Consider the following 25,501-nt stretch of genomic DNA (forward strand, 5'->3'; position numbering starts at 1 on the left):
AAATTAGTACCGGTAAGTATAGATTTGGTGCAGAAGTTTATATAAAAAGAGGCAGTTGCTTAAAGAGTAAGGTAAAAGACTGCCTGTGGTATGCAGACGCGCCATATTTTTCTATAGCCTCTCTGTGCTGTTTGGTCGGGTAACCGGCATTTTGGGCCCAACCATACTTTTCACATTCTCCAGTAAGGCTGCACATATAATCGTCGCGGTGGGTTTTTGCCAGCACTGATGCAGCCGCAATAGCCAGGTACTTTCCATCCCCTTTTACAATGCAGGCATAAGGCGTAGTTAAATTTGTTTTAAACCTGTTGCCGTCAATAAGCAGGTATTCCGGATGCTGCTGCAAACCTGCAACTGCCCTGTGCATGGCCAGGTAAGTTGCGTTAAGTATGTTTACCTCATCAATCTCTGTTGGGCTTGCCTCCCCTACTGCCCAGCAAACAGCATCCTGAAGTATAACCTCACGTAGTTGTTCCCGCTGCTTTTTATTTAGCTGCTTGGAGTCATTTAAAAGCGGATGCCTGTAATCTACGGGAAGTATAACAGCTGCTGCCACTACAGGCCCGGCCAAACAGCCTCGGCCTGCCTCATCAATGCCAGCCTCTAAAGTATAGCCGCTATAGTTGGATAAAAGCATAAGTATAAAGTATGACTAAAAGTATAAACTCAGCTGCTGCAAATTTAACAGGCTAAATTTATTTAGAGTAAACAAAGCAATAGAATAAAACATTTCCCAGGGCAAAAGAAAAGCCCGCCAGTCAAGCGACGGCGGGCTTTTAGAAATATATGAGAAAAATCTTTAGTACAGACTATATAAGCGGGTTAGTCTGGAACTCTCTTGTCGGAATAGGGAAAGTGTATCTGCTATCAGTTGTAGGGATCAATGCACCGGCACCAATTGACGGTATAGCCTGACCTCTTCTCATGATATCATTTGTTCTGAAACCCTCTGCCAGTAACTCTATTCTTCTCTCCGTTAGGATAGCGTCTATAAGTTCTGCCTTAGAAGCAGGAACGAATACCCAGGTAGGGTCAGAGCGGTGGTGTACAGCAAGTAATAATGCAAGCGCACGGGTCTCGCTACCTACTGTAGCCTCTGCTTCAGCAAGGTTCAAAAGTACCTCTGAGTAACGGATAAGCGGAACCCAGTCAACAAATGGAGTAACACCACTAAACTTTGTAACATAACGCTGTCCTGAGATAGTAGCTGTCAGGCCTGTCTTTCGAACATCCGTATCTCTGAACTGTGGATGAGTATAGATACCTGTGATACCAGTTGGGTTTACGTTCAGGTAATACTCTCTGTTACCGTTTGGTGCGCCATTGTAATAATAGCCCAACTGGTTTTGTGTACCAGGTGCACTGTTATTGGTCATTGGCATAGACAGTATAGACTCTGTTGTTGTGTAGTTCGTGAAAACAGTTTTGATATCTGGCTGCAGTGCATGTGCCACTCTGTTAGGAGAAGTGAATGGAGCAGTTGCAGATACAATCTTGTTACCTTCTTCGATTACCTTGGCATGGTTACCCATTGTCAAGTATACACGCGTTTTAAGGGCGATTGCTGTATTCTTATGTGCACGGGTAGTATTAAGGCTTCCAGAGCTATAGTTAGCAGGCAGTTCGGCCTCAGCTTCGTTCAGGTCCTTCAGGATCTGAGCATAAACCTGAGCAACAGTGCTTCTTGCCAAGCCATTATTTTCAGGACCGGTTTCGCCTTTTAAGCGTAGCGGCAACCCTGGAGATGCGCCATTATCCAGCACATAAGGCTTTGCATAGATCTGAACCAGGTAGAAATAAGTCAAAGCTCTTACAAACTTTGCCTCTCCCTTGTAACTCAACAGCTTTGCAGGATCTATTTTAGAAGAGTTCGCATCCAAACCTTCCAGAAACAGGTTAGATCTGTTAATTGCCAGGTATCCTGTGATCCAAAAGTTCGTCAGATAAGTATCATCGCCACCAATGATGTGCTGATATGCCCATGCTCCGGTTACACCATTGTTCAGACGGTTGATGAATTCCTCTGCGCGTACATCATTGTAAACCTGATAACGGCCACCAAGAAAAGCACCCGATTTGATAGTGGCATAAAGGCCGTTTGCCTGTGCTTCTACTCGTTCAGGGGTGTCAAACGCACTTTCTACTGAAGCTTCAGTACGTGGAGTTGCCTCCAGGAAATCATCTGCGCAGGATGACATAACCCCAGCCAAAGGAATACTTAATAAGGCCAGCCTTAGCAAGTATTTTTTGTTCGTTTTATTGTTAAGTATATTCATTGATAAGGAAATTAAAGATTAAAAGCCCAGGTTAACACCCATTGTGAACATTCTTCCCTGAGGAACCGTGTTACGCTCTACGCCTGGAGCCAGGTTAGAATTACCATTTGTAGAAATCTCAGGGTCAACGCCGCTATACTTTGTGATTAAGAAAGCATTGTCGATCTGTCCGTAAACTCTCAGTGAAGAGATACCGGTTTTGCCAAATAACTGAGTTGGCAGCCTGTAACCAAGTACAGTGTTCTGCAGACGCAGGAAGTCACCTTTTTCTACGTTAATATCAAGCGGGAATGCAGAACCGTTAGACTGGTTATCGCCGAAGATCGGACGAGGGATGTGCGTCTGGTCTCCCTCTTTCTGCCAGCGGTTTAACACGTCTGTGTGGTTGTTCCAGAAACGCTGGTCTCTTAAACCTGCCTGTGAACCATTGTAGATGTAATTACCACCAGAGTAAGTAAACAACAAGCTCAGATCAAAGTTGCCGTAAGTAATGTTGTTTGTGAAACCACCGTACCAGGTTGGCAATGTGTTGTACATCGCAGACGCATCAGCTGCAGTTACCTGAGGAGCCTTGGTTCCATCCAGGTAAGTCCAGGCGTTGGCGCCACCACCATGCAGGTACTGCACTTCTTTACCTTCTTTGTTAATGAAGATTCTTCTACCGTTCTGTGGGTTAACACCATTTGTTCTTACTACCCAAAGGCTACCAACAGAATTGCCTACTCTTGTAAGGTTGGCTGTCTCTAGCTGAGTAACACCAGGGATTGGCGCATTTCCGCCAGCCAGGGCAGTAACCTCGTTCTTGTTAAGTGTCAGGTTCAGGTTAGTTCTCCAGGTAAACTTACCTCTGTCTATTGGTGTAGCACCTAAGGCAAATTCTAAACCTTTGTTGTACATAGATCCAACGTTAGTCAGAATGCTGTTACCAGGGATACCTTTAGACGGAGCCTGTGGCGCAGCCAGGATCAGGTTGTTAACATCGTTGTTATAGTAATTAGCCTCTAACGTAATTCTGTTGTTCAGGAAGCCTAAGTCTAAACCGATGTTGGTCTGGTCACTTGTTTCCCAAGAAAGGAATCTGTTACCAGCCTGTGAATACGCTAGTGTTGAGATGTCTCCATATAAGCCTGTTCCAAATAATGAGAACGAACCAAAGTCGTCACCCAGGTTGCCATTACCTACACGGCCCCAGCTACCTTTGAATCTAACATTTGATACAGTGTTTGCAAGCGAGCTGTTCTTGAAGAATTCCTCTTCCGACAGTGACCAACCTACTGATGCACCACCAAAGTTACCCCAACGCTGGTCTGTTGCCAAAGCAGAGTTACCGTCTCTTCTGAAGTTTGCACTCAGGAAATACTTGCCACCATAGTTATAGCTTAAGCTTGACAGATAAGACTCATAAGCTCTCATGCCAATACCGTTACCACCAGCTACGTTAGTAGTATAACCAGCCTGGAACACATCAAACCCAACATCTGTAAGCGTCTGACGCACTGAACCCCAGTTAGTTACAGATATTTTCTGAACGTCGCTACCTGCTAAAATACTTAGGTTATGCTTCTCGCCAAAAGTAGTCTGGTATTGTAAAGTGTTAACCCAGTTCCAGTTCTCTCTTCTAGCCGTGTTGTTATAGGCATAACCGCCCCAGCTCCAGCCATCACCGTGCTTAGGATTCCAGAACTGGATGTTCTCTGTGTTTCCTCTATCGTAAGAATATGTTGTTTTAGCAGTTAGACCTTTAAAAAGTGTAAAATCACCGCCAATATTAGAGATCAATCTGGTGTTTTCAGATGTGTTTGTGTTCAGCTCAATAATTGGAAGTGGGTTTTGGAAAGTAATCGCAGCGCGGTTGTTACCCTGACCAATTGTGTTTGAACCAGTAATATTGTAGCTGCCATCAGGGTTTCTTGGAGCAATGTTAGGAGGTAAAACCTGTGCAAGACGCGCCAAACCAGAAGAAGCAAAAGATGATCCTGGAAGTGAACCAGTCTGAGGGGCTTCGTTCATGGAGTTCGTGTAAGTCACGTTACCTCTGAAGTTAAACCAGTCGGTTACTTTGTGGTTAATATTTAATCTTGTGTTCTTACGGTTAAATGAGTTAGACTTAATAAAGCCATCCTGATCAGTAACACCTACCGAGAAATAGTAAGAAGTGTTATCATTTCCGCCAGAAATTGACATAGCATGGTTCTGAGAAACTGAACGGCGGTAAATCTCATCATACCACTTCGTGTCTACATTGCCGTCGCCAGGGAAAAAGCTTACGCCATTTGCATCACGCTGTGCAACAGGCACAAGTGCCGGGTTTACAGACAATGCATTACGCACAGCTTCGTTTTTGTACTCTATGTACTGCTGCGCATTTAACATCTCTGGCAGACGTGCAGCTACTCCTGTACCAACCCAGCCATCGTAAGATACTTTGGCTTTTCCTTGTTTACCTTTCTTAGTAGTAATGATTAGAACACCGGCTGCAGCTCTCGATCCGTAGATAGATGTTGAGGCAGCATCTTTCAGAATATCGATAGACTCAATATCTGAAGGGTTGATATCGCCAAGCGGGTTATTTGCTGCTGCGTTAGGCGATATATCTCCTGTAGAAATCGGAATACCATCTACTACAATAAGTGGAAATGAGCTTAATGAGATAGAGTTTATACCACGGATACGGATTACTGGAGGGTTGTTAAGTACACCGTTTGGCTGTACAATATTAACACCTGCGGCCTGGCCGGTTAAAGCCTGAACAAAGCTTTGCACAGGACGATCTTTGATAGCCTCGCCGGTTACAGATGCCGCTGCACCTGTAAACTCTTCTCTTTTTTGGGTAGAATAACCAGTTACAACTACTTCCTGCAACTGCTTATTGTCTAAAGCCATCGCCACATTAATGGAAGTAGAGTTTCCGATTACTCTCTCTACAGGGAGGTAACCTATAAAGCGGTATACCAGCGTGGTGCCATTAGCCGGCACATTGATAGTATAAGAGCCATCGGCAGCTGTGGTTGTACCCACAGAAGTACCTTTAACAACGACTGCAACGCCTGGCAGCCCTTGTGAATTAGTCTGGTCGGTTACAGTACCAGACACGGTTTTGCTTTGCGCAACTGCCTGATTGAGCAGGGTGAGCGTCAAAACAAAACTCATGAGTAATAGTCTTCTCATTTAAGTTTTTGAATTAAGGTGAATAATAGGTAAGTAAAAGGTTTGTTATAAGTGTATTTAAAAGCTAAAAAAAGGGCAATATAAAGCCTGTGAGCTTTTTTGGGGCTCAAAACAACTGTATACCAGCGTTACAGAAAGGGCATAGGCTCTTTCTGTTTTTAATAGCAAAAAAGTTTAAATGAATTAAAATATGCCCTGCTATACAACAGACATGGCATTAATAGGTAAATGAAAGGGAACAGGAGGCTTAAAATTCAATTTCGCAACAACTCTTCAGTCAACAGAGCTCCTATTCAGTGACCAATAATATCCAGCTTTTCTTTCAAAAGCAATAGTAAGATGAAAATAAATTTATCTAAAAATCAATGTTTAAACAGCTATTTAAGCGTTTTTTACTTAAATATTATAATAAAACGAGCTATTACTAACCTCTATATAATACACTTTTTGCACCTACAGAAGATAATATAATTCATCACTAAATTTAGGTTATTCTAATTTCATTTAACTTCAATTATAATTTATCCAATTCAAACAAAAAGGGTCCCGGTAATCTAATTACCAGGACCCTTTGCTATAAAGCTATTTAACTTTTATACTTCTCTTTCACCATCTACCCACCAAATTGGATTGGTAAATATCTGGTTTCCTCTAATATTTGGTACATTGGCATCATTCGCATCAATTTCTGACTGCGGGTACGGAAAGCGAACAGGTGGTGGAGAAATCGGGTGTTCGTCAATAAATTCTGGAAAGCCTGTTCTTCTCCAGTCATTGTATGCCTCAAATGGCTGGAAATAGAAGAAAGCAATCCACTTTTGGCGAATAATATTCTCTAAGGTTAAGGCACTACCAGACTGCGGCAGCGCTAAACTTGCCAAGTAAGCATCAATGGTAGCATCAGTCGCGTTTACCTGGCGTCTCATGGCAGCCCGAATTCCAGTCTGGTAAGCAGTAAATGCATCCGCTGTATTTCCCATTTTCAAGTGTGCCTCCGCCTCAATCAGTTTTAACTCATCATAAGTCATTAATGGCATAGGAGAAGTGGGATTAAGCACCAACGTAGTAACATCAGAAAATTCTCTGTTTCTCTGATCGTTCGTTAGTGTAGCGTTTGGTGCACCTTTAATTGCACCTGGGACAGGTGCTGGCGCAACCATTAAAGGTAAACGAGGATCACTCAATTCCTGTAGGGTCTCTACAAAGGATTCGCTTACGGCATGGTGGCTTCTATCGTTTAGCTCCTGAAACCAAGGGTGCTCACCAATGGCAGATGCAACATACCTGTTAAAGGTAAAATTGTCTGCTGCACTCTCAAAGCCTTGTGCAGCTGCAGCAAGCGCATTTTGAGCAGCATTTGGATTTACGTTTGATAGTCTCATCCAATACCTGGCTTTAAGTGAGTAAGCTGCTTTCGTCCATCTTGCTGCGTTACCATTGTAAATAAAGTCTTGTGCGCCCGGGTTTGTTGCAGCTTGTTTAGCTAAATCAGCAATAGCTTCATCCAGCAGCGTTTGTACTTGTGCATAAACCTGCTCTTGTGCGTCAAATGCCGGCTGTCTGTTCTCTATACCCTGGCCTGCCTGGCTTGCCGGAACTGGTCCCCAGGTATCGGTAGCCACTGCCAATGTATAGGCTTTTAAAACTTTCGCAATACCAACATGTGTCCAGTTACCTTCTTCCTGTCCTCCTGTAGATCCTTTCCTGATTATTGCATCCAGGTCAGGAAGTACAAGCGCATAAATACTGGTCCAGACGTTATTTACTAATGTAGCATCCTCTAGCCCTGAGCGGCGGTCTGCAGATTGTAACTGTGCGTGAACCCCTGCGGTATGCTGAACAAATACAGAAGAATACCAGCCTAAATCTACGCCTGTAACAGCTGTAGGCACAGCCATTGTAACCTGTGGCATCAATAAACTTACTGATACATCTTCCGGGCTGTTCGGATTGGTATCTATCTCATCTAATGTATCCTCATCACAGGCAGAGCTACCTATCACTAGTCCTACTGCCAGGAGGAAATGTAAAAATTTATACTTTTTCATATTCGTAGTCTCCTTCAGTTAAAATGTTACTCTTATACCGGCACCAAAACTTCTCGTTTGTGGCAGTGTCACGTATTCTATTCCTTGGAAGTTACCAGAACCACCCACGTTTGTCTCTGGGTCAAAGTTTGGATAATCTGTAATCAGGAATAAGTTACGTCCTGTTAGCACAACAGAAGCACTTTTGATAAAGGTGCCCTCCAGCAAAGTGGTAGGCAGCGTATAATTTAACGCAACTTCTCTAAGCCGCACAAAGCTAGTTGAGTAAATATTTGACTCTGTTATCGCGTCCATAGCATTTTGCCAGAAAACCTGGCCCTGCTGTATAGCAATGTCATTTTCTCCTTCTAATACCAGGTTACCGTCGGCATCAAAAAACCCTTTGGAGCCTCCAAAAATCTTAGGAGTTTCACGGTCTTCAGTTATTTCAGCCATACCGTATAACTTCAATAGTCGGGTATTACCGGCATACATGTTACCTCCTTTTCTCCAGTCCAATTGCGCAGCCAGGCTAAAGCCTTTAAAGGTTATTGTATTAGTAAACGTCATCTCAAAATCCGGCTGCACACTACCAATATTTTGTGCTGGCCCAACCAATGGCATACCATAAAAAGGGTTAGCCCTGCCAGCTACTGTCTCACGGCTATCTACCACTATATTGCCGGCATCATCCCGAACGAACGAAGTACCGAATATAATAGGATATTCTGCCCCGGCCTCTGCTCGAATGTTTGGAGTAACAAAACCACCCAGGAAGATATTCTCAACACCAGGCGCAAGTGACTTCACTTCGTTTTCAAAAGAGCTGAAGTTAGTAGTAATGGCCCATTCGAAGTCTTCAAACTTTAAAGGAACTACAGTAGCAATTAATTCATGCCCACTGGTTTCTAACTCACCGGCATTTCGGAATTCAGAGGTGAAGCCAGAAGAAGGAGATATTGGCACTGCAAAAATCTGATCTTCTGTATTTTGAACGTAGTAAGTATAATCAAAAGAAAGTCTGTTGTCGAAGAACCTGAAGTCACCACCAACCTCAATGGTTCTAGTGTTTTGCGGACGCAGGTCTCTGGTACGGAATACATCGCTTAATGTGTAACCAATGCGGCTGTTAAACGGAAACTGGATGTCATCATTTAGGAAGCCTGACCCTGCACCACCCTGTACAAATATGTTTCTGGTAATAAAGGCCTGATCAGGAGCCTGTCCTGCTTCTGCGTAGGAAGCTCTTATCTTACCAAAGTTCAGCACATCTGTTCCGATATCGAAAGCATCTGTGAAAGCAAAGCCAACACCAATAGCTGGATAGAAGAAGTCGCGATTATCTCTTGCAAGGTTAGAAACGTAATCCTGACGGGCTGAAGCATTCAGGAACAGAAAGTTTTTAAACGCTAATTCTGCGTTAGCGTAAAATCCTGCCACTCTTCTTTCAGTTATCGTTTCTGAAGTTGTTTGAACGGTAGTATTGCTAATGTTACCAAAACCGCCCTGAGCAATACCGAAACCATTGTTGGTGATCAAGCGGTTCCAGATGTTATAGATCTCGTTGCCTATGAGCAAAGTACCGGTTAAGTCTTCAGTTAAGTCACGGTTTAAACTAACAGATAAGTTTGAGTTAATTTGATTCTGTATAAAGGCATAGTCATTGATCTGACCGCCTGCAGGAGGTCTTGAAAAACCACCTGTTTGGCCAGAGCCAAGTTCGTATATTTCTTTACCGTCTGTTATGAAAAAGTCTCCGCCTAATCTATAATTTATGTTAATCCAATCGAGCGGCTTAAAGCTTATATTTGCTGAGCTGATCGCACGTCTTGTGTCTTCATAAAACCTGTTGTTGGCCAGTGCCCACCTTGGGTTATCTATTGCGCCACGGTAGTTGATTTGTTCAAATGGATTATTAGGGTTTGCAAAAGGTAATCCCCACAAATCAAAAGTTCTGGGAGCTGCATAAAGTGTAAAGAGCGGGTTTGACAAGTTAGAACCACCCGGCACTTTATCAATATGAATATCAGAATAATTTATTGAGGCACCTATAGTTACTTTTTCTCCTACTCTAAAGTCGCCACCAACCTTACCGTTAAAGCGCTCCATACCTGTTGTAGGTATAATACCTTTCTGGTCTGTGTAACCTAGTGTTACAGCGTAGTTTCCTATCTGCCCGTTGTTGGCAAGCGAAACGCTATTAGTCCAGGTATGGCCTGACTCAAAGAAAGGATCTACGTTATCGTATACCTGGGCTTGCACCTGCTCGCCAAGCACATTTTCGATTGTGCCTAAATCGGATATTCTTGGTCCCCATGAAAGAGATGTTGTGTTGTTGTATCTTCCCCCTGAGCCTTGGGCATAAGTACTCTGCAAATCCGGAAGCCTTGATACCCTGTCTAAAGAGTAATCAGATGTAAAGGTTATTCTTGCTCTTTCATCCGGAGAGACTCCTCTACCTTTTTTTGTTGTGATAACTACCACTCCATTAGCAGCGCGAATACCATAAAGGTTGGCCGCCGCGCCACCTTTCAGCACAGAAATTGATTCTATGTCATTAGGGTTAATATCAAGTGCTCGCGCAGAAGCATCAGTGCCACTCACACCACCTGCAAAGCTTGCATTACTTTCTATAGGCATACCATCCACAACATACAGTGGCTGGTTGTTTCCAGTAAAAGAACGGTTACCGCGAATCGTGATTGTAGAAGAAGCACCTGGCAAGCCACTCGACTGTCGAACAATCACCCCGGCAACTTTACCCTGTATCGCGTTAGTCACGTTAGGTTGATTTGCCCTGTTAACTTCTTCGCCAGTTACCTGCTGCACAGAGTAGCTAAGGGCTTTCTCTTCTCGCTCAATACCAAATGCGGTTACAACAACCTCACTTAACTGCTTAGTATCAACACTTAGCTGTGCATCTACGGTAGTCGTACTGCCTATGGCACGCTCTACGACCCCATAACCAATAAACCTGAACTGAAGAACCTTTGTGTTTACAGGAATAGGAACCTCTAAGGCATATTCGCCATTTGCTCCAGTTGTAGTACCTGTTGTAGTACCTTTCACAATCACAGCAACTCCTGGCAATGCCTGGCCTGTACCAGCATCAGTCACTTGACCCTTTATGGTCTGAGTTGTTTGTGAAAAACCTTCTATCGACAATAGTATCGCCAACAAAAAGGTTAGTAGTAGACCTTTTTTCATACCAATATATTTTTAAATAATACAACATATCAATGTGGTTTTACGGATACCGGTCATAAAAAGGTTGTTTTATAAGTTATCAAAAAGCATATAAAACGTACAATATATTATGGTATATATAATTATATATCAATAAGTTACATATTCAAAACATTTTAGCTATATAAAAATAGTACTACTTACATCTTTCCCTTTATGATAAAACACGCCTTTACAAGTGCAATAGAACACCAGTTAACAATTAAAGTGAAAATTATACTTCCCTCTTACCTGTGGCCACAGCACAACAATGCAGCGGGGGCTACCACAAAAAGTAGTAGCCCCCGCTGCATTACAAATTAAAAAATAATTTTAAGCCTGCATCAGGAAAGCTTTGATATACTCGTCCAGGTCCCCATCTAACACGTTTTGCACATCAGAGCGTTCGACCCCGGTCCGAATGTCTTTTACAAGCTTGTATGGGTGCAGCACATAATTACGTATCTGAGAGCCGAAGTCGATACGTTTTTTGGTGCTTTCAATGCGATCCCGTTCCTCGTTGCGCTTCTCCATTTCTATCTGGTAAAGCCTCGACTTAAGCATCCGTATGGCGTGCTCTTTGTTCATCAGCTGCGAACGCTCGATCTGACACTCGATCACAATACCGGTTGGTTTATGTTTCAGGCGAACAGCTGTCTCTACTTTGTTCACGTTCTGCCCACCGGCACCACCTGCCCGGTACGTATCCCACTCAATGTCGCTGGGGTTTACTTCAATGTTAATGGTATCGTCTACCACAGGGTAAGCAAATACCGAGGCAAATGAAGTATGACGACGCCCACCGGAGTCGAATGGAGATATGCGCACCAAACGATGCACTCCTATTTCAGACTTTAGATAACCATAGGCAAAATCGCCGGTTATCTCCAGCGTGGCTGATTTTATACCTGCTCCTTCGCCGGCGTTATAGTTTATCTGCTTTACACCAAACTTATGCGACTCGGCCCACATAATGTACATGCGCATCAGCATTTCGGCCCAGTCCTGGCTTTCGGTGCCGCCAGCACCGGGGTTAATTTCAAGTATAGCACTCAGTTGGTCTTCTTCGCCGCTTAGCATACGCTTAAACTCAAGCCCTTCTACAGCCGCTAATGCCTTTTTATACTCTACCTGTATGTCCTCTTCTGATACGTCGCCCTCTTTGTGGAAGTCGAACAAAACCTCAAAGTCCGAAACAGCTTTCTCTACTTCATCATAATGATCCGTCCATACTTTAATGGACTTAACTTCTTTCAGTATTTTTTCTGCTTCTTTAGGATCGTCCCAGAAGTTTGGGGCAGTTGTGCGTTCTTCTATCTCGGCTACCTGCTCTTTTTTGGTTTCGTAGTCAAAGGTACCTCCTCAAGGCCTCTACTCTGGCCTTCAACTCTTTTACTTGCTCAGTTGTCATTAGCTATGCGGTTATACTTTGTTTTAAACAACAAAATGCTGAAGTATAAACTCTTGGCCATACTTCAGCATTTTACTTTATACTTAATAGGTTACAGGCTGATGCGGTAAACCCAGTTATGAGGGTCAGGCAACTCGCCTGTTTTAATCTTATCAAGCTCTGTAGCTACTCTGTTAGATATTTCGCGGTTCTCTATTGCCGGCAGTTCCATGTCAGTATCATTGTAATGGATAGTGGCAATCTGGGCTATAGTGGCGGCAGTACCTGTGCCAAAGGCTTCCTGTAACTTGCCGGCTTTATACGCTTCTACAATCTCATCAACAGATATTTTGCGTTCCTCTACTGTATGGCCCATATCACGTGCCAGTTGCAGCACGCTGTCTCTGGTAATGCCTTTAAGTATGGTTGTGCTGGCCGGAGGGGTTATCAGTTTTCCGTCTATCACAAACATCAGATTCATTGTACCCGATTCTTCGATATACTTATGCTCCTTAGCGTCTGTCCAGATAAGCTGGTGGTAACCTCTGTCCTGCATTTTACGGGCCGGATACAGGGCAGCACCATAGTTGCCGGCTGCCTTGGCATAACCTGCTCCACCTTCTGCTGAACGCACATAATGAGGCTCTATGGCTACTTTAAGCGGCTGACCATAGTAAGCACCTACCGGGCAGGAGAAAATAACAAACCTGTAACTAGATGATGGACGCACTCCGATAAAATCATCGGTAGCGAACATAAACGGACGGATGTACAGCGCACAGCCTGATGTTGGCGGTACCCAGGCAGCATCCAGCTTTAACAATTGCTCCAGGCCCTGCATAAAGATATCTTCGGGCAGCTCTGGCATACACATGCGCTCTGCAGAGATGTTCAGTCGCTTAAAGTTATCCAGTGGGCGGTAAAGCAAAATATCCCCATCAGCTGACTTATAGGCTTTCATGCCTTCAAATATGGATTGCCCGTAATGAATGGCTGATGTTGCCGGGCTTAAGGACATGTTGCCGTAGGGCACGATTTGGGGTGTTTGCCAGGCTCCGTCTTTATAGTCAACCACCAGCATGTGGTCCGAAAATATTTTTCCGAATTCGATGTTGTTATAGTCCAGTTCCGAAATGCGGGATTGGGTAACGCACTCGGCTGGTATCGTTAGCATATCTAAAGACATAGTAGATTTGTTTGGTTCCTTCATTAAGTATTAGACGCGAGGCTTCCAGGATATTTCTTCGGCACCGAGTTCCTGCGTCATTTTACGGCAAAGTGCAAACAGATAGTCAGATAATCTGTTCAAATATTTTATAACAAGGTTATCCACTTCTGTTGTTTGCTGCAGGCTTATGGCCAGCCTTTCGGCACGCCGGCAAACGCAACGGGCCACATGGCAAAACGACACCGACTGATGCCCGCCCGGCAACACAAAAGCACGTAACGGAGGCACTTCAGCAGTGTATTTGTCTATTTCCTGTTCCAGCAGCGTTATATCTTCTTCGTGCAGGTCCGGAGTTGCCATTTTTATATTCTTGTCCGGGTCAGTGGCTAACGTAGAGCCAATTGTAAATAGCCTGTCCTGTATTTCTTTAAGTATATCTGCTCTTAACCTATTCACTTCCTGATCGCGCACCAGGCCAATATAGGAGTTTAACTCATCTACAGTGCCATACACCTCTATCCGTAAATCAGCTTTGGACACACGGGTGCCTCCAATGAGTGCAGTAGTCCCTTTGTCGCCTGTTTTTGTATAGATCTTCATTTAGCTTGAATGTTCGGATTGTAACCTGGATGCCGTTACTATATCCTGATTCATAATATCGGACTCGATCAGACCATCGCGGAGGCGTACAATACGGTGCGCATAACGGGCAATATCCTCCTCGTGCGTTACCATGATAATGGTATTGCCTTTTGAATGCAGGTTTTCGAACAACTCCATGATCTCGTAAGATGTTTTGGAGTCGAGGTTACCTGTGGGTTCGTCGGCAAGTATAATGCTTGGGTCGTTTATTAAAGCACGGGCAATAGCCACACGCTGGCGCTGACCACCCGACAGCTCGTTTGGTTTATGCTTGCCACGGTTACCTAAACCTACACTTTCCAGAGCCAATTGGGCTTTTTCCGTGCGTTTGCTTTTGCTGTAGCCGGCATAGATCAGGGGCAGGGCCACATTTTCTAATGACGATTGCCGTGGCAGCAGGTTAAATGTCTGGAATACGAAGCCGATCTCTTTGTTGCGCACCTCTGCCAGCTCGTTGTCTGTCATGTTGCTTACGTCCTGCCCGTTCAGGATATACTGTCCGCCGGTAGGCGTATCCAGGCAGCCGATTATATTCATCAGCGTGGATTTACCGGAACCTGATGGCCCCATAAAGGCCACATATTCGCCTTTGCTTATTTTGATAGACACAGATTTAAGGGCATGAATGGTTTCGGCTCCCATTCTGTAAACCTTTGAGATATCGTGAGTCTCGATGATAACGCTCATACAGCTAATTTCATAGTTGCCAGTCGTCGGCGCGCAATTCTGCCTCCTGGCGCTTTTTGTCTAATTTCTGTATAAATGTAGTGTATTCTGAGGCCGGAAGCAAGCTTTCAAGCGTCTCTTTAGCCTCGTCAGCGTAGCTGTATAGGCCTAATTCTATACTTTCGAGCGCATAAGCTTTGTGTAGTTCTGCCGCATAAGGGTTATACGTGATACCGCTCAGCAAAATATTATATGCCTTTTCTGTTTTAGGCTCATGCTTGTTAAAGTATTCCGCAGCGGCCAGTACTACTTCCTCATCATACATAAGCATTTTCAGCGCTTGATTGTACCTGCTGGCTGCTTCCTCGTTTCGGCCCCTGGCCTCAGCCACTTTTGCCTTAAAGTATAAATGCTGCCGTTTGTCTCTATCCGTAAGATACAACTGGCCCATCCTGGAAAGCAGTACATCATACTTACCGGTATACAACCACAGGCGCAACTGCTGCAGGTTTAACCTGGAACGGAGCTCGCCTTCTGGCTGCAATTTTGAAGACGCATCCTGTATGGCATCATAGGCTTCTTTCCAGCGTTTTTTCCCTATCAGATAATCTACGCGTGCTACCAGCGCGTGGCGGTTCAGGTCTTTATCCTGCACGGCCTGTACCAACGCATTTACTTCCTGGCTGGTAAGCTGAGGCAGAAACGTGAGCATGTACTGTACTTTATCTTTATCTGGTACCGCTGCCACAATGGTCTGTGTGTTTTGGTCCAGCACAGCCATCAGGTCCTGGGCTATGGCAATGGCATCCTGGTTTTCGGTGTAACCTACTTCCTGCAAGGCCTCTATGGCTTGTTGCGGCTGATTAGCCAGTGCCAGCGCATAACCGTGCGCCAAAAAAGCATTCTGGTACCCGTTGTCCTTTGATCTTTTAAAATATGAGGCGGCGGCTCTGTAATTTTTTTCCTCCATCATCCATAACCCCAGCGCATAGTTATAATAACCACTTTTGGCCTCGGCCTGTAATGCCAGGTTCTCCAGCAGCCTCCTGCCCTCTCTTGGGCGGCCGTTATAATGGTGCACCAGACCTTTCAGGTAGAACAGGTCCTCAAAGAACATCTGGTTGCCCGGCGAAGACAGGTACCGGTTTATAGGTTCTATTCTGGCTGTATCACCTGACTTTAGCCTGCTGATGGTCTGGTTATAAAATAATGTAAGGTCTTCTATGCTTTCAAGCGAATCGGGCATGTAAGCTTCTTTCTCACGGGGCTCCATGCCCAGTAGTTGTCTTAGCACTGCTGTGTTGCTGCGCAGGGTTTTATACTTTCCTTTAATCGATTGGTCCAGTAGGGCCTGGGCTGGCTCCAGCATGGCCTGCCTGGTATAGTAAGCCAACCTGTTGCTGTAAATAAAGTCTTTATCAGAAGTATGTTCCTGGGCAAGGTTAAAGTAGAACTCGGTGCTGTCCTGCACGTTGGTCTGGGCATACATCAAGGCCAGGTTATTATAGATTTCGGCACTTTCCGGAAATTTAGAGATCCCCTCCTGCAATACATAAAGCTTCTCGAAAAAATAGCGTTTGTCGTCGTAAAGGTTAGCTAAACGTACATACAGTTTCGGGTTAGGCCGTTTAAACAACGCATCTTTCAGACGCAGTATCTCATTGTTGCGCTGATTTGTTTTGCGGTACAAACCAGACAGGCTGTAATTTGCCTTCACGTTATTTACGTCATACAGGTCGCTTTCCATGTAGTAAGGCTCTGCCAGAATATCGTTGCCGGATGCTGTGTACAGGTCGCCGAGATAATTGTAGTAACCAGCCTGCGCATACATGTAAGAGCGATACTGGGTGCGCACGATAAGTATGGCACAAAGTATAAGCCCCATCATAAAGAATGAAAACATCGACAGGTTTTTGGGTTCATACACCACTTTATAAACCGGCAGGCGCTGTTCTATCAGCCTTCCGAAGTTTATCATGATGTAGATAAAGAACACAAAGCCAAAAGCCAGGTGCGTGTATACTATAAGATCGCGGAAAAGGGCAATGTAGGTGTCGTTGGCAGTGGCAAAGGCATAGCCTATACTTGCAAAGGCAATGGTGGCAAACACCAGGTACAAAACAGCACCTGTCGGCCTGAAAAGGAATATTTTTTTATAGTAAGCCTCACGCTGGCGCATACCCCAGAAACCAGCCACCGCCGACAGCAACAGGACAACATAAGCGTTTATATAGAGCAGGTCGGCATGCAGGTACCCGATGTGGCGCAAATACAGCAGCAGAAGGTTAAGTAGGTAAAGCACGGTTACAAGTATAAACTGCCACATGCTAAAACGGCGTTCCGGCGTCTTACTTTGCGTATTTATCCATAGCAATGCATTTACGTTTTCATAAGACACCCACACCATAAACAGCAGCGTTACAATAAGGGTACCGATGCTGCTGTAGTTTACCAGGTGCAGTGTTACCAACTCTGCCGAGAAATCAGCTTCTGTGTAAAACAGTACGCCAAGTATACCCACAATACCCAGCATGGCCAGCAAGCGCAGCGAAAACCTGGTTTGCGGTAGGAATGCCTGGAAAGCATAGCTGCCAAGAGCCAGGAGAATTATACTTACCAGTAAGGCCGTCTGGCTGGCACCAGAACCAAATATACTAAGCTCATCGAAGTAAAAACTGGCCAGAAACAGCATAAGCAACAACATGCCCACAAAGTACGGAATACGCTTCATGGTGCTGATGGCAGCAGCATAGAAGGCAATGCTAAGGGCAATAAAGCCCAAAAACAGGGTGGCAGCCGTGGTGTTAATTGTTGGAAGGGTTACGTCGTACTGCTCAAAAAGCAGATAGCCGTCTGCTGATAGCGTAAAGTTCTCGAGCAAACGTGATACTTCGTGCACCGGAACAGGCACTACCTGCAGGTCTGTTATCTTGTCCCAACCGTAGGCTTGGTCCTCTCCTGCAAAGTAATAAAATACGCCTATTGCCAGCGCCAGCAGGCTCAGCAGCAATAAAAAAAGATAGGGATACTTGGTGTCAGTATCCCAGCCTTTCCAGAATTTGATTTTGCTCATAGGTAAGTCAGCAGACTATTCTAGCACTTTTGGCACTCTGAAATAATCCGAGTCTTTTTTAGGGGCATTCAGTAATGCCTGTTCGTGTGTGATGGTATTTTGAGCTACATCTTCGCGCAATACATTCACTTCTTCAGACATGTGCGTAAGCGGCTCTACGTTCTCTGTGTCCAGTTCGCGCAACTGGTCTACCCAGTTCAGGATCTTGTTCAGGTCCTGCAGCACTTCCTGCTCTTTTTCCTCGTTAAACTCCAGCCTTGCTAAGTGCGCTAATTTTCTGATAGTCTGAATATCTGTTGACATCGGTCTTTATATGTTTCGTTACTTCTGTTTGAATTATGTTGAAAACCCGCTCCTTTAATAATGGCAGGTCTGCTTGTGTCATCCCTTTAGTTTCAATAGGCTCATGGAACACTATTTTAAGCGGATGCCACCTTATTTTCAGCTTGCCGTCCAGGTCGGGTAAAAAGTGCTGGTTGTAAGGCATAGTTACCGGCACAACCGGCAGCTGTTTTTCGATGGCCAGCTTAAATGGCCCGTCTTTAAAAGGCAGTAACTGCTCCCCGGCTGTAGGCGGAATCGTGCCCTCCGGAAAAATAACCAGGTTACGGCCCTGCTCCAGCGTTTTAACCGACTTAATATAACTCTTAGCACTACTTACAGCGCTTTTACGGTCTACGGAGATATACAGTTTGCTGTATACTTGTCCCCACAAAGGCACCTTCGTCAGAGAGCTTTTCCCTACAAAGTTAAGAAATCCGGGGATGGAATGCAGCATCATCGGGATGTCGAGGTAAGAACTATGGTTGGGCGTAAAAATATACTGTTGCTTCGGGTTGAACTTCATGCGCCACTCTACTATAAGCGGTGCCATAAACATGCGCAGAAATACTGTAGACCATACTCTGTTGATGCCGTGCACGTGCTTATACCACTTCTCTTTCTGGATAAGGATTGCCTGTGCCGGGTATGTAATTACAAACGGCACTATGAACCAGGTGCAGCACCAGGTTGCATACAGTCTTTGGGAGAGGTATTTAATCGCTTTCATGCACTCAAATGTAATAATATTCCCTTATTGTTCAACTCCTCAAGAACCAATGCAGTTTCAGAATAATTCAATAACGTATTGTGTTGCTGCGTGGTATAGTTTTATGTATGTTCTGTTGTTTTATTGATGTTAGTTCTATCGTTAACTTTGATAACTAATCGAATCAAGCTATTGTCTTATAGTTGGCTTTCATACTCAGTGCTATTAACCTAATGTTTTATAGTTAACTGGGCTTGCTCAAGGGCCGCAAGGCCCCGTCTTGAGGCATCGCGCTGCTTTCGCTTCCTTGGCTCCTACGTCGCCATGCCTTACGGCACCGGAACCTCTCGAGGCGCTCAACCTCAAGACTGATATCTTTCTCATAGCTACCTCCATTTATAATTTGGAGCGTCAAGCTTCGAGATTTTTCGCGTTTGTATTTTCGTAGGGACAGGTCGCGACCTGTCCGCTCATAGACTGTAACTATCAAACAATTATACTTACCATAGCCTTAGCGGAAAGTCCCCCTCCGAATCCAGTTCGGAGTCCATGACTTTGAAGTCGCCCCTCCCGAACTTGATTCGGGAGGGGCGAAGGGGGATGTTGAATAACCAACTATAAAACACCTCCCTACCTTCCTCAAGGAGGGAATTTAACGTAGTGACCGGACTCTTTCCCCTGTTTTGGAGGTTGGGACCCTCGACAAAAGGGGACGGTTTGAATGGGGTAAACCCTATTTAATACCAAGTATAAAAGCGGCTTTAAGTATACCAGCTACGCTAATGGCATCGGTTATTTCGTTGTTCATGGCCATGCGTACGGCTTCTGAAAATGGCACGCGTTTAATGTGCAGCTCTTCGGTTTCCTCAAAAGCGGTTTCGCCGGCGGTTAGCTCCTGCGCCAGGAAAACAAAGCCTTCTTCGTCGGTAACGGAATTGGAAGTATGAAGCCTGCAGATATTAGTCCATTTGGCAGCCGTAAAGCCGGTTTCTTCCTGTAGTTCACGCTTCGCAGACTCCAATAGGTCGTTTTCTACGAGGCCTCCGCCCATTGGTATTTCCCAGCTGTACTCATTTAGCGCATAACGGTATTGCCCTACCAAATAAGTATAACCTTCGTCATCAATGGGGATAACACCAATGGCTTTGTTCTTAAAGCTTACTACGCCATAAATGCCTTCGCCGCCTTTCGGGTTCAGCACCTGGTCTTCGCGTACTTCAATCCAGGGGTTCTGGTAAATAGCCTTGCTGGACAGGGTGGTCCAGGGGTTGTGCGTTTCGTCGATCATAGTTACAGTTTATTGGCCTGCAAAGATAATACTTAAGACGATGCAGCCATAAACCACTCTGTAAGCAAGGCATTATCTATATCGGCAACGGACTTTAGTTTGATGTGGCGCATATCCTTGCCTGTTCCTTCCAGCAAGTTTTGCTCGTCGTTCAGTTTCTGGAAGTTGAAGAAACCCAGCGTTACGTAGGCTTTCGCTGATTTGAGATAAGCAAAGTCTTTGGCAGCTTTAAAAACAGGCCTGCTCCACTTAAAGTCCTCTGTAACATTTGTCACAGTTTCATGTATCAATTGCCTGAGTGCTTCCATTATTTCTTTCTGCTTGCCGGCATTCTCTATGTAATCGGTTACTTGCGGGTTCATGTATGTTTGGTTTAGATACAAAATAAACTATAGCATCAGCCTCTTTTAGCGATCATCTCCAGTTCTACCTGCGCACCTAAAGGCAACGAAGCCACGCCTATGGTTGTACGGGCCGGGTAAGGGGCTGAGAACTGCTTTTCGTACACAGCGTTCATGGCAGAGAAATTGGCCATGTCCGTCAGGAACACATTTACCTTCACCACATCATCGGGCGTTAAGCCTGCCGCAGCCAGCACAGTAAATAAGTTTTTGAAACATTGCTCCGTTTGGGCAGCTATGTCGCCTTCCACCAGTTTCCCGGTTGCTGCATAAATTGGTGTTTGACCGGAGAGGTATACAAAGTCACCGGCCTCTACGGCGTGTGAATACGGACCTACGGCTACTGCCCCTTCTGCGTTAAATGCTTTTCTTGACATAATTTATAGTTTAAAGCTAATCTAAAACAGATACGAGTTATACTTGATCAGTTACAGTATAAAAGCAATTCATCCTGATCATCAGCTAAGCGAACAGTGCCGGTACAGGCCATGCCAATTTTCTCTAAAAGCCTGATCGACCTTTCATTTTCAGCTATGGTTATGGCCGCTATGCTTGGTAGTTTTAGTTTGTTATTTGCATAAGCCATTGTTGCAGTGGCGGATTCGTAAGCGTAGCCTTTGCCGTCAAATCCGGGCAAAAACGCAAAGCCAATATCCGGGTTTTTCAGGGTATCGCGCTTCAATATGCCACACATTCCTATTGCCTTGCTATCGTCCTTTTTCTCAACTAACCATAACCCGAAGCCATTCTCACAGTAACTTTTCAGGGGGCCGTTTTTGAGATAGCTTTTTGCCTGTGCCTTTGTTTTCACGTTTCTGTCTCCGATAAACTGCAACCACCCCGGGCTGTTTAAAAGCTCTAGCACAAATGCTGTGTCGTGGAGTGTGAATTCACGAAGCCTTAGCCTTTCAGTTTCAAGTATATGGCTCATTTTTATGTATTAACTGGTGGATAGCTCCCATTACTTTTTATGCTTTCCATCTTTTTCGATGTAGTCGGTTACTTGCAGGTTCATTGGTTATGATTTTGGGAGCTCTATAGGGTAAACAGTTATATAGAGGCCCTTTAAGTACATTTATAAGTCTAAATAATTGGCTATTTCATCTTCAATACCCTCAATACTACCTCTATAGACAATCTCATTTCCATTTTTAAGTATAAGCACTGTAGGATAGAATCTTACTCCAAAAGCTTTTGCTACATCCTCTCCATTAGCGAATAAATTAGGAAAAGAGTAACCTAAATTCTCAATTGTCCTTTGTCCCTGTCCTAAGGTATCTCTTGGTACAGGTATGTTCACAGCATAAAATTCAACTTTAGGATGGTTCCTGTAAGTTTTAGCTTTCTCCTGTAAAACAGGAAACTTCTTAAAACATATTCCACAGCTTGTAGTCCAAAAATCCAGTACAACAAGTTTTTCAGTAAAGCTACTGTTTGTTATAACATTACCTTCTGAATCTGATAATGAAAACTGTGGCAGCTGCTCTGAAACAGAACCTGTATATGTGCCAAAACTCAATTTGTTAAGCCAAAGGTCATATCCCTTTAATGTAGTCCAAATACACAGGAGTAACACTGAGGTTACTAAACCAATTTTGATGGATTTGCCTGATACATTTACTAAAGCGCCGGAACCAATACCAATAAGATGTGCTGCAGAACTTGGAACTGACAGCTGAGTACTTTCAAAACTCGTCAGGTGTAATGGCAGGTAAAGAACTGCCGGGGGAAGCAGTATCAGGAACATTACCCATACTTTTTCCTGTAAAGTTGCAGCCTCCCCAGAAAGTATAATGTTAAAAGAAAGTATAAAATAGTAACCGCCGAGAATTTATAATGATGGCCAAAGTATCCAATCATTGCCAAGGTGAACATCGCAACTGTTGAAAACACGAGAATTAGAACACCTCTTTTCAATTGCATAGCAGATATAGTTAACATTGATGCTTATTGACTTTTGAATATACTTAAAAACATATAAAGTATCATCGGATTTTCACTACCTCACCAACTCCCCCACCGTATTAATCACCCGTTTCTTAGCCAGGGCCAGCAGCTTTAACAAAAGTATGGCTGTAGTAAAGGCGTCGCCGGGGGCGGTGTGACGGGCTTCGGTGGGTTCGTGTATCAAGCTATAGAAATACTGTTTCTAGGTGTGCAGCGGCAAGGGCATACCCAGCTGGCTCTTTAGTCCGCGGTGGGCTTGGTTGGTTTCTTGCATACGGCCATGCTGTACCGATGCTCCCGCCGCAAATCAGGCTGCAAAGTATAAGGCTACTTCGGGGTTCTCGTGAAGTATGGGTTCGAATAGTGCAACGGGCACTCCATTTACCAGCGTTTCTTCTGCTGCTTTGGCTGTAGAGGCATAGTTGTTTTTTGTGATCAAGGCACGTGCTCCAAAAACATCTCCTTCGTCACAGATATCTACCAGCCGTTGCCCTTGCAACTCATCTTGCTGCAGTAACCTTACCGACCCCTGCCTTACCACATAAAAGTATGGGTGCCTTGGGTCGCCCTGCGAGAATAGCACCTGCTCCGGCTCTAAGTATAAAACCCGCACCTGCGCCGCCAGTTGCTGCAGCTTTTCAGGCGTTACCAGGTTAAACTGCGGGTACTTGATCAGGAATTCCTGCACCCGTTCCTGTATGGCGTTGGAGGGTTTCATAGCGGTGGTTTGTAGCTTTTAAGTTACGGGTTTGGCTGTGGCTTTGCAACAGGCTGATTGCCGGTCTTCCCAAAAAATGGGAGAGAGCTTGTGGCTCAGCTGTAATCTGGCTAATAGTTATATAGTTGCTGTTGGTCCAACCACCCCTGCCCCTCAGAGCTACGCTCGCTAGTTTCGAACTCCCGTTCTCACTAGTCCAAGGAGGGGAGTTTTTCTTACTACACTTTCTTCCATCACTATAGTTGAAGCTAATCCTTTCTGTCATCTTGGAAATATCTTGGTGGAAGGGAGACTAAGCAAAAGCTCAGAGTTTATACTTTTGCTAACGTAGTAGCAGGCTCCCCACCTTGGCTAAGGAGGGGCAGGGGTGGTTGGACCCGGTACTGCAGAAAGCGAGTCTGGAGACTCGCACACACCCAACGTCACCAGCTGGATGCTGGCGCCAGAAAAGACCAGAGGACAGTGAGGTAAAACAAAAGTCCTGCTACAGGTGCAGCAGGACTTTTAACAATCAACTAAACTATAATCAACTAAACTTTTGCTTTGCTCAAGGACCCCTCCACAATCTCGTCTACTACAGCAGGGTCAAGTAAAGTAGAAGTATCACCTAAATTAGACACATCGCCCTCGGCTACTTTGCGCAGGATACGGCGCATGATCTTGCCGGAGCGGGTTTTTGGCAGGCCGCTCACGATCTGGATCTTATCCGGTCTGGCAATTTTACCGATTTTCTCCACTACTGTTTCTATGATCTCTGCGCGTAGCCACTCTTCGTTTTCCGGTTTGTCTTTGCAGATAACAAAGGCGTAAATTCCCTGGCCTTTTACATCGTGCGGAAAACCCACCACTGCCGACTCTATCACATGGTTGTTGTGGTTGATAGCTTCTTCGATCTCAGCTGTACCAAAACGGTGACCGGACACATTGATAACGTCGTCAACGCGTCCGATAATGCGGTACAGGCCATTCTCGTCGCGCTTGGCACCGTCGCCGGTAAAGTATAAACCTTTGTAAGTAGAGAAGTAGCTTAGGCGGCAGCGTTCGTGGTCGCCGTAGGTGGTCCGGATCATACTTGGCCATGGATGCTTGATGCAAAGGTGACCCTCTACGCCATTTTCGGTGATCTCTTTTCCGTCGCTGTCTACAAGTATGGGATGCACTCCTGGTAAAGGCAGTGTGGCATGGCTTGGTTTCATTGGTGTAACATTAGCCAGCGTAGAGATCATGATGCCACCAGTTTCGGTTTGCCACCATGTATCTACTACCGGGCAGCGTTCTTTACCTACGTGGGTGTGGTACCAATGCCAGGCTTCCTCGTTTATCGGTTCTCCTACCGAGCCCAGCACGCGCAGCGAGTCGAGGCTGTAAGATAGTACGTCATCAATATCGCCGCCCATTAGTGAGCGAATGGCAGTAGGTGCTGTATAGAAAATAGTAACGCCAAACTTATCACACACCTGCCAGAAGCGGCCCATATCCGGGTAGGTTGGCACGCCCTCGAACATCAGCGTTGTAGCGCCTGCCAGCAGCGGACCGTACAGCAAATAGGTGTGGCCTGTGATCCAGCCGATATCGGCGGTACACCAGTAAATATCGCTTTCTTCATACTGGAACACGTTTCTGAAACTATACTCTGCATATACCATATAACCACCGCAAGTATGCACAACGCCTTTTGGTTTGCCCGTCGAGCCTGAAGTATAAAGTATAAACAACATGTCTTCTGCATCCATTATTTCTGCCGGGCACTCTTTGCTTACATCTTTTACTTCGTCGTGATACCACACATCCCGGCCTTCTACCATATTCACGGCCCAGCCCAAACGTTCTACAACGATAACTTTCTCTATTGTAGGGCAGGTCTCCAGCGCTTCGTCTACCACACGCTTTACAGGGATTTGCTTGGCTCCGCGGTTCAGGCCATCCGAAGTGAGCACCATCTTAGCACCGGCGTCGTTAATTCTGTCAGCCATACTTACGGCCGAGAAACCAGCGAAAATTACAGAGTGAATGGCGCCGATTCGGGCGCAGGCCAGCACGGCGAAGGCCAGCTCCGGAATCATCGGCATATAGATGCACACACGATCTCCTTTCTGCACCCCGTTTTTCTTCAGCACATTGGCAAACTGGCATACTTTCTCGTGCAGTTCGCGATACGTATAGCGCACAAATCTTTCTTTCGGGTCGTTAGGCTCCCAGATAAGGGCTAGTTTGTTACCGCGCGTTTTCAGATGGCGGTCCAGGCAGTTTTCCGTGATGTTTAACTTACCACCCTTAAACCATTTTACGTCAGGCTCCTCAAAGTTCCACTCCAGGGTAGTGTTCCACTTCTTGCGCCAGGTAAAGGTGCTCGCAATATCACTCCAGAAGCTTTCCGGATCTTCTAAACTACGCTGGTAAGCCTGCTGGTATTCGTCGTACGTCTTGACTTGAAAATTTGTCATCGGTTAGTTGGTTTAGATGTGTATTGGATTTCGGTTTA

At 45.1% G+C, this 25,501-nt stretch carries 20 protein-coding genes; all 20 read right to left on the minus strand.

All coding sequences use genetic code 11. The features are described from left to right. Positions 1 to 37: 37 nt before the first annotated feature. The 20 genes from K0O23_RS00210 to acs all read right to left on the minus strand — a co-directional run bounded on the left by K0O23_RS00210 (position 38) and on the right by acs (position 25,463). A complete protein-coding gene (locus K0O23_RS00210) occupies positions 38 to 637 on the minus strand; it encodes a ribonuclease HII (protein WP_219875333.1) in 600 nt (199 codons plus the stop codon). A 172-nt stretch (positions 638 to 809) separates the two neighbouring features. Next, the gene (locus K0O23_RS00215) at positions 810 to 2,276 is read right to left on the minus strand and encodes a RagB/SusD family nutrient uptake outer membrane protein (protein WP_219875335.1); all 1,467 of its coding nucleotides are present in this window, start codon (positions 2,274 to 2,276) and stop codon (positions 810 to 812) included. 18 nt (positions 2,277 to 2,294) lie between these two features. Continuing rightward, positions 2,295 to 5,444: a SusC/RagA family TonB-linked outer membrane protein gene (locus K0O23_RS00220; RefSeq protein ID WP_219875337.1), complete on the minus strand. Its 3,150-nt coding sequence runs from the start codon at positions 5,442 to 5,444 to the stop codon at positions 2,295 to 2,297. A 593-nt stretch (positions 5,445 to 6,037) separates the two neighbouring features. Beyond that, entirely contained in the window at positions 6,038 to 7,492 is a 1,455-nt protein-coding gene (locus K0O23_RS00225) for a SusD/RagB family nutrient-binding outer membrane lipoprotein (RefSeq protein WP_219875339.1), read from the minus strand. A gap of 18 nt (positions 7,493 to 7,510) precedes the next feature. After that, positions 7,511 to 10,678 (minus strand): SusC/RagA family TonB-linked outer membrane protein, encoded by a 3,168-nt coding sequence (locus K0O23_RS00230; protein WP_219875341.1) that lies wholly within the window; start codon positions 10,676 to 10,678, stop codon positions 7,511 to 7,513. A gap of 351 nt (positions 10,679 to 11,029) precedes the next feature. Beyond that, a protein-coding gene (gene prfB, locus K0O23_RS00235; protein WP_219875343.1) for a peptide chain release factor 2 occupies positions 11,030 to 12,107 on the minus strand; the annotation gives its coding sequence in 2 pieces (ribosomal slippage) (positions 11,030 to 12,046 and positions 12,048 to 12,107; 1,077 coding nt in all). 91 nt (positions 12,108 to 12,198) lie between these two features. Beyond that, on the minus strand, positions 12,199 to 13,272 hold the full coding sequence (locus K0O23_RS00240) for a branched-chain amino acid aminotransferase (protein ID WP_219875753.1): 1,074 nt from the start codon (positions 13,270 to 13,272) through the stop codon (positions 12,199 to 12,201). A gap of 30 nt (positions 13,273 to 13,302) precedes the next feature. Next, positions 13,303 to 13,854, minus strand: a complete 552-nt coding sequence (locus K0O23_RS00245; protein ID WP_219875344.1) for a cob(I)yrinic acid a,c-diamide adenosyltransferase — start codon at positions 13,852 to 13,854, stop codon at positions 13,303 to 13,305. After that, on the minus strand, positions 13,855 to 14,583 hold the full coding sequence (locus tag K0O23_RS00250) for an ABC transporter ATP-binding protein (protein WP_219875345.1): 729 nt from the start codon (positions 14,581 to 14,583) through the stop codon (positions 13,855 to 13,857). Positions 14,584 to 14,593: 10 nt separating this feature from the next. Next, entirely contained in the window at positions 14,594 to 17,635 is a 3,042-nt protein-coding gene (locus K0O23_RS00255) for a hypothetical protein (protein ID WP_219875347.1), read from the minus strand. 15 nt (positions 17,636 to 17,650) lie between these two features. Next, positions 17,651 to 17,938, minus strand: a complete 288-nt coding sequence (gene gatC, locus K0O23_RS00260) for an Asp-tRNA(Asn)/Glu-tRNA(Gln) amidotransferase subunit GatC (RefSeq protein WP_219875349.1) — start codon at positions 17,936 to 17,938, stop codon at positions 17,651 to 17,653. Continuing rightward, a complete protein-coding gene (locus K0O23_RS00265; protein WP_246596843.1) occupies positions 17,880 to 18,686 on the minus strand; it encodes a lysophospholipid acyltransferase family protein in 807 nt (268 codons plus the stop codon). The genes gatC and K0O23_RS00265 overlap by 59 nt, the downstream gene beginning before the upstream one ends. A 712-nt stretch (positions 18,687 to 19,398) precedes the next feature. Next, positions 19,399 to 19,953 (minus strand): NUDIX domain-containing protein, encoded by a 555-nt coding sequence (locus K0O23_RS00270; RefSeq protein WP_219875350.1) that lies wholly within the window; start codon positions 19,951 to 19,953, stop codon positions 19,399 to 19,401. A 32-nt stretch (positions 19,954 to 19,985) separates the two neighbouring features. Next, positions 19,986 to 20,315: a DUF1801 domain-containing protein gene (locus K0O23_RS00275; RefSeq protein ID WP_219875354.1), complete on the minus strand. Its 330-nt coding sequence runs from the start codon at positions 20,313 to 20,315 to the stop codon at positions 19,986 to 19,988. Between the two features lie 35 nt (positions 20,316 to 20,350). After that, entirely contained in the window at positions 20,351 to 20,731 is a 381-nt protein-coding gene (locus K0O23_RS00280) for a RidA family protein (protein ID WP_219875356.1), read from the minus strand. Between the two features lie 47 nt (positions 20,732 to 20,778). Continuing rightward, positions 20,779 to 21,285 (minus strand): GNAT family N-acetyltransferase, encoded by a 507-nt coding sequence (locus K0O23_RS00285; RefSeq protein ID WP_219875358.1) that lies wholly within the window; start codon positions 21,283 to 21,285, stop codon positions 20,779 to 20,781. A gap of 144 nt (positions 21,286 to 21,429) precedes the next feature. Further along, a complete protein-coding gene (locus K0O23_RS00290) occupies positions 21,430 to 22,101 on the minus strand; it encodes a TlpA family protein disulfide reductase (protein ID WP_219875359.1) in 672 nt (223 codons plus the stop codon). 252 nt (positions 22,102 to 22,353) lie between these two features. Further along, positions 22,354 to 22,485, minus strand: a complete 132-nt coding sequence (locus K0O23_RS20260) for a hypothetical protein (RefSeq protein WP_262902602.1) — start codon at positions 22,483 to 22,485, stop codon at positions 22,354 to 22,356. Between the two features lie 123 nt (positions 22,486 to 22,608). Next, a complete protein-coding gene (locus K0O23_RS00300) occupies positions 22,609 to 23,019 on the minus strand; it encodes a cyclic nucleotide-binding domain-containing protein (RefSeq protein ID WP_246596844.1) in 411 nt (136 codons plus the stop codon). Between the two features lie 530 nt (positions 23,020 to 23,549). Continuing rightward, complete coding sequence (acs, locus tag K0O23_RS00305; protein ID WP_219875361.1) at positions 23,550 to 25,463, minus strand: acetate--CoA ligase; 1,914 nt, start codon at positions 25,461 to 25,463, stop codon at positions 23,550 to 23,552. Positions 25,464 to 25,501 lie beyond the last annotated feature (38 nt).

The organism is Pontibacter aydingkolensis, assembly GCF_019443125.1.
In the GTDB taxonomy this organism is placed as follows: domain Bacteria; phylum Bacteroidota; class Bacteroidia; order Cytophagales; family Hymenobacteraceae; genus Pontibacter; species Pontibacter aydingkolensis.

Excerpts from the sequence above, each read along its gene's own strand:
- K0O23_RS00220 (WP_219875337.1), bottom strand. The coding sequence starts at position 5,444 with ATGAGAAGACTATTACTCATGAGTTTTGTTTTGACGCTCACCCTGCTC.
- K0O23_RS00210 (WP_219875333.1), bottom strand. The coding sequence starts at position 637 with ATGCTTTTATCCAACTATAGCGGCTATACTTTAGAGGCTGGCATTGAT.
- acs (WP_219875361.1), bottom strand. The coding sequence starts at position 25,463 with ATGACAAATTTTCAAGTCAAGACGTACGACGAATACCAGCAGGCTTAC.
- K0O23_RS00300 (WP_246596844.1), bottom strand. The coding sequence starts at position 23,019 with ATGAAACCCTCCAACGCCATACAGGAACGGGTGCAGGAATTCCTGATC.
- K0O23_RS00290 (WP_219875359.1), bottom strand. The coding sequence starts at position 22,101 with ATGTTCCTGATACTGCTTCCCCCGGCAGTTCTTTACCTGCCATTACAC.
- K0O23_RS00280 (WP_219875356.1), bottom strand. The coding sequence starts at position 20,731 with ATGTCAAGAAAAGCATTTAACGCAGAAGGGGCAGTAGCCGTAGGTCCG.
- K0O23_RS00275 (WP_219875354.1), bottom strand. The coding sequence starts at position 20,315 with ATGAACCCGCAAGTAACCGATTACATAGAGAATGCCGGCAAGCAGAAA.
- K0O23_RS00245 (WP_219875344.1), bottom strand. The coding sequence starts at position 13,854 with ATGAAGATCTATACAAAAACAGGCGACAAAGGGACTACTGCACTCATT.
- K0O23_RS00270 (WP_219875350.1), bottom strand. The coding sequence starts at position 19,953 with ATGATCGACGAAACGCACAACCCCTGGACCACCCTGTCCAGCAAGGCT.
- K0O23_RS00285 (WP_219875358.1), bottom strand. The coding sequence starts at position 21,285 with ATGAGCCATATACTTGAAACTGAAAGGCTAAGGCTTCGTGAATTCACA.
- K0O23_RS00215 (WP_219875335.1), bottom strand. The coding sequence starts at position 2,276 with ATGAATATACTTAACAATAAAACGAACAAAAAATACTTGCTAAGGCTG.
- gatC (WP_219875349.1), bottom strand. The coding sequence starts at position 17,938 with ATGTCAACAGATATTCAGACTATCAGAAAATTAGCGCACTTAGCAAGG.
- K0O23_RS00265 (WP_246596843.1), bottom strand. The coding sequence starts at position 18,686 with ATGAAAGCGATTAAATACCTCTCCCAAAGACTGTATGCAACCTGGTGC.
- K0O23_RS00255 (WP_219875347.1), bottom strand. The coding sequence starts at position 17,635 with ATGAGCAAAATCAAATTCTGGAAAGGCTGGGATACTGACACCAAGTAT.
- K0O23_RS00250 (WP_219875345.1), bottom strand. The coding sequence starts at position 14,583 with ATGAGCGTTATCATCGAGACTCACGATATCTCAAAGGTTTACAGAATG.
- K0O23_RS00225 (WP_219875339.1), bottom strand. The coding sequence starts at position 7,492 with ATGAAAAAGTATAAATTTTTACATTTCCTCCTGGCAGTAGGACTAGTG.
- K0O23_RS00240 (WP_219875753.1), bottom strand. The coding sequence starts at position 13,272 with ATGTCTTTAGATATGCTAACGATACCAGCCGAGTGCGTTACCCAATCC.
- K0O23_RS00230 (WP_219875341.1), bottom strand. The coding sequence starts at position 10,678 with ATGAAAAAAGGTCTACTACTAACCTTTTTGTTGGCGATACTATTGTCG.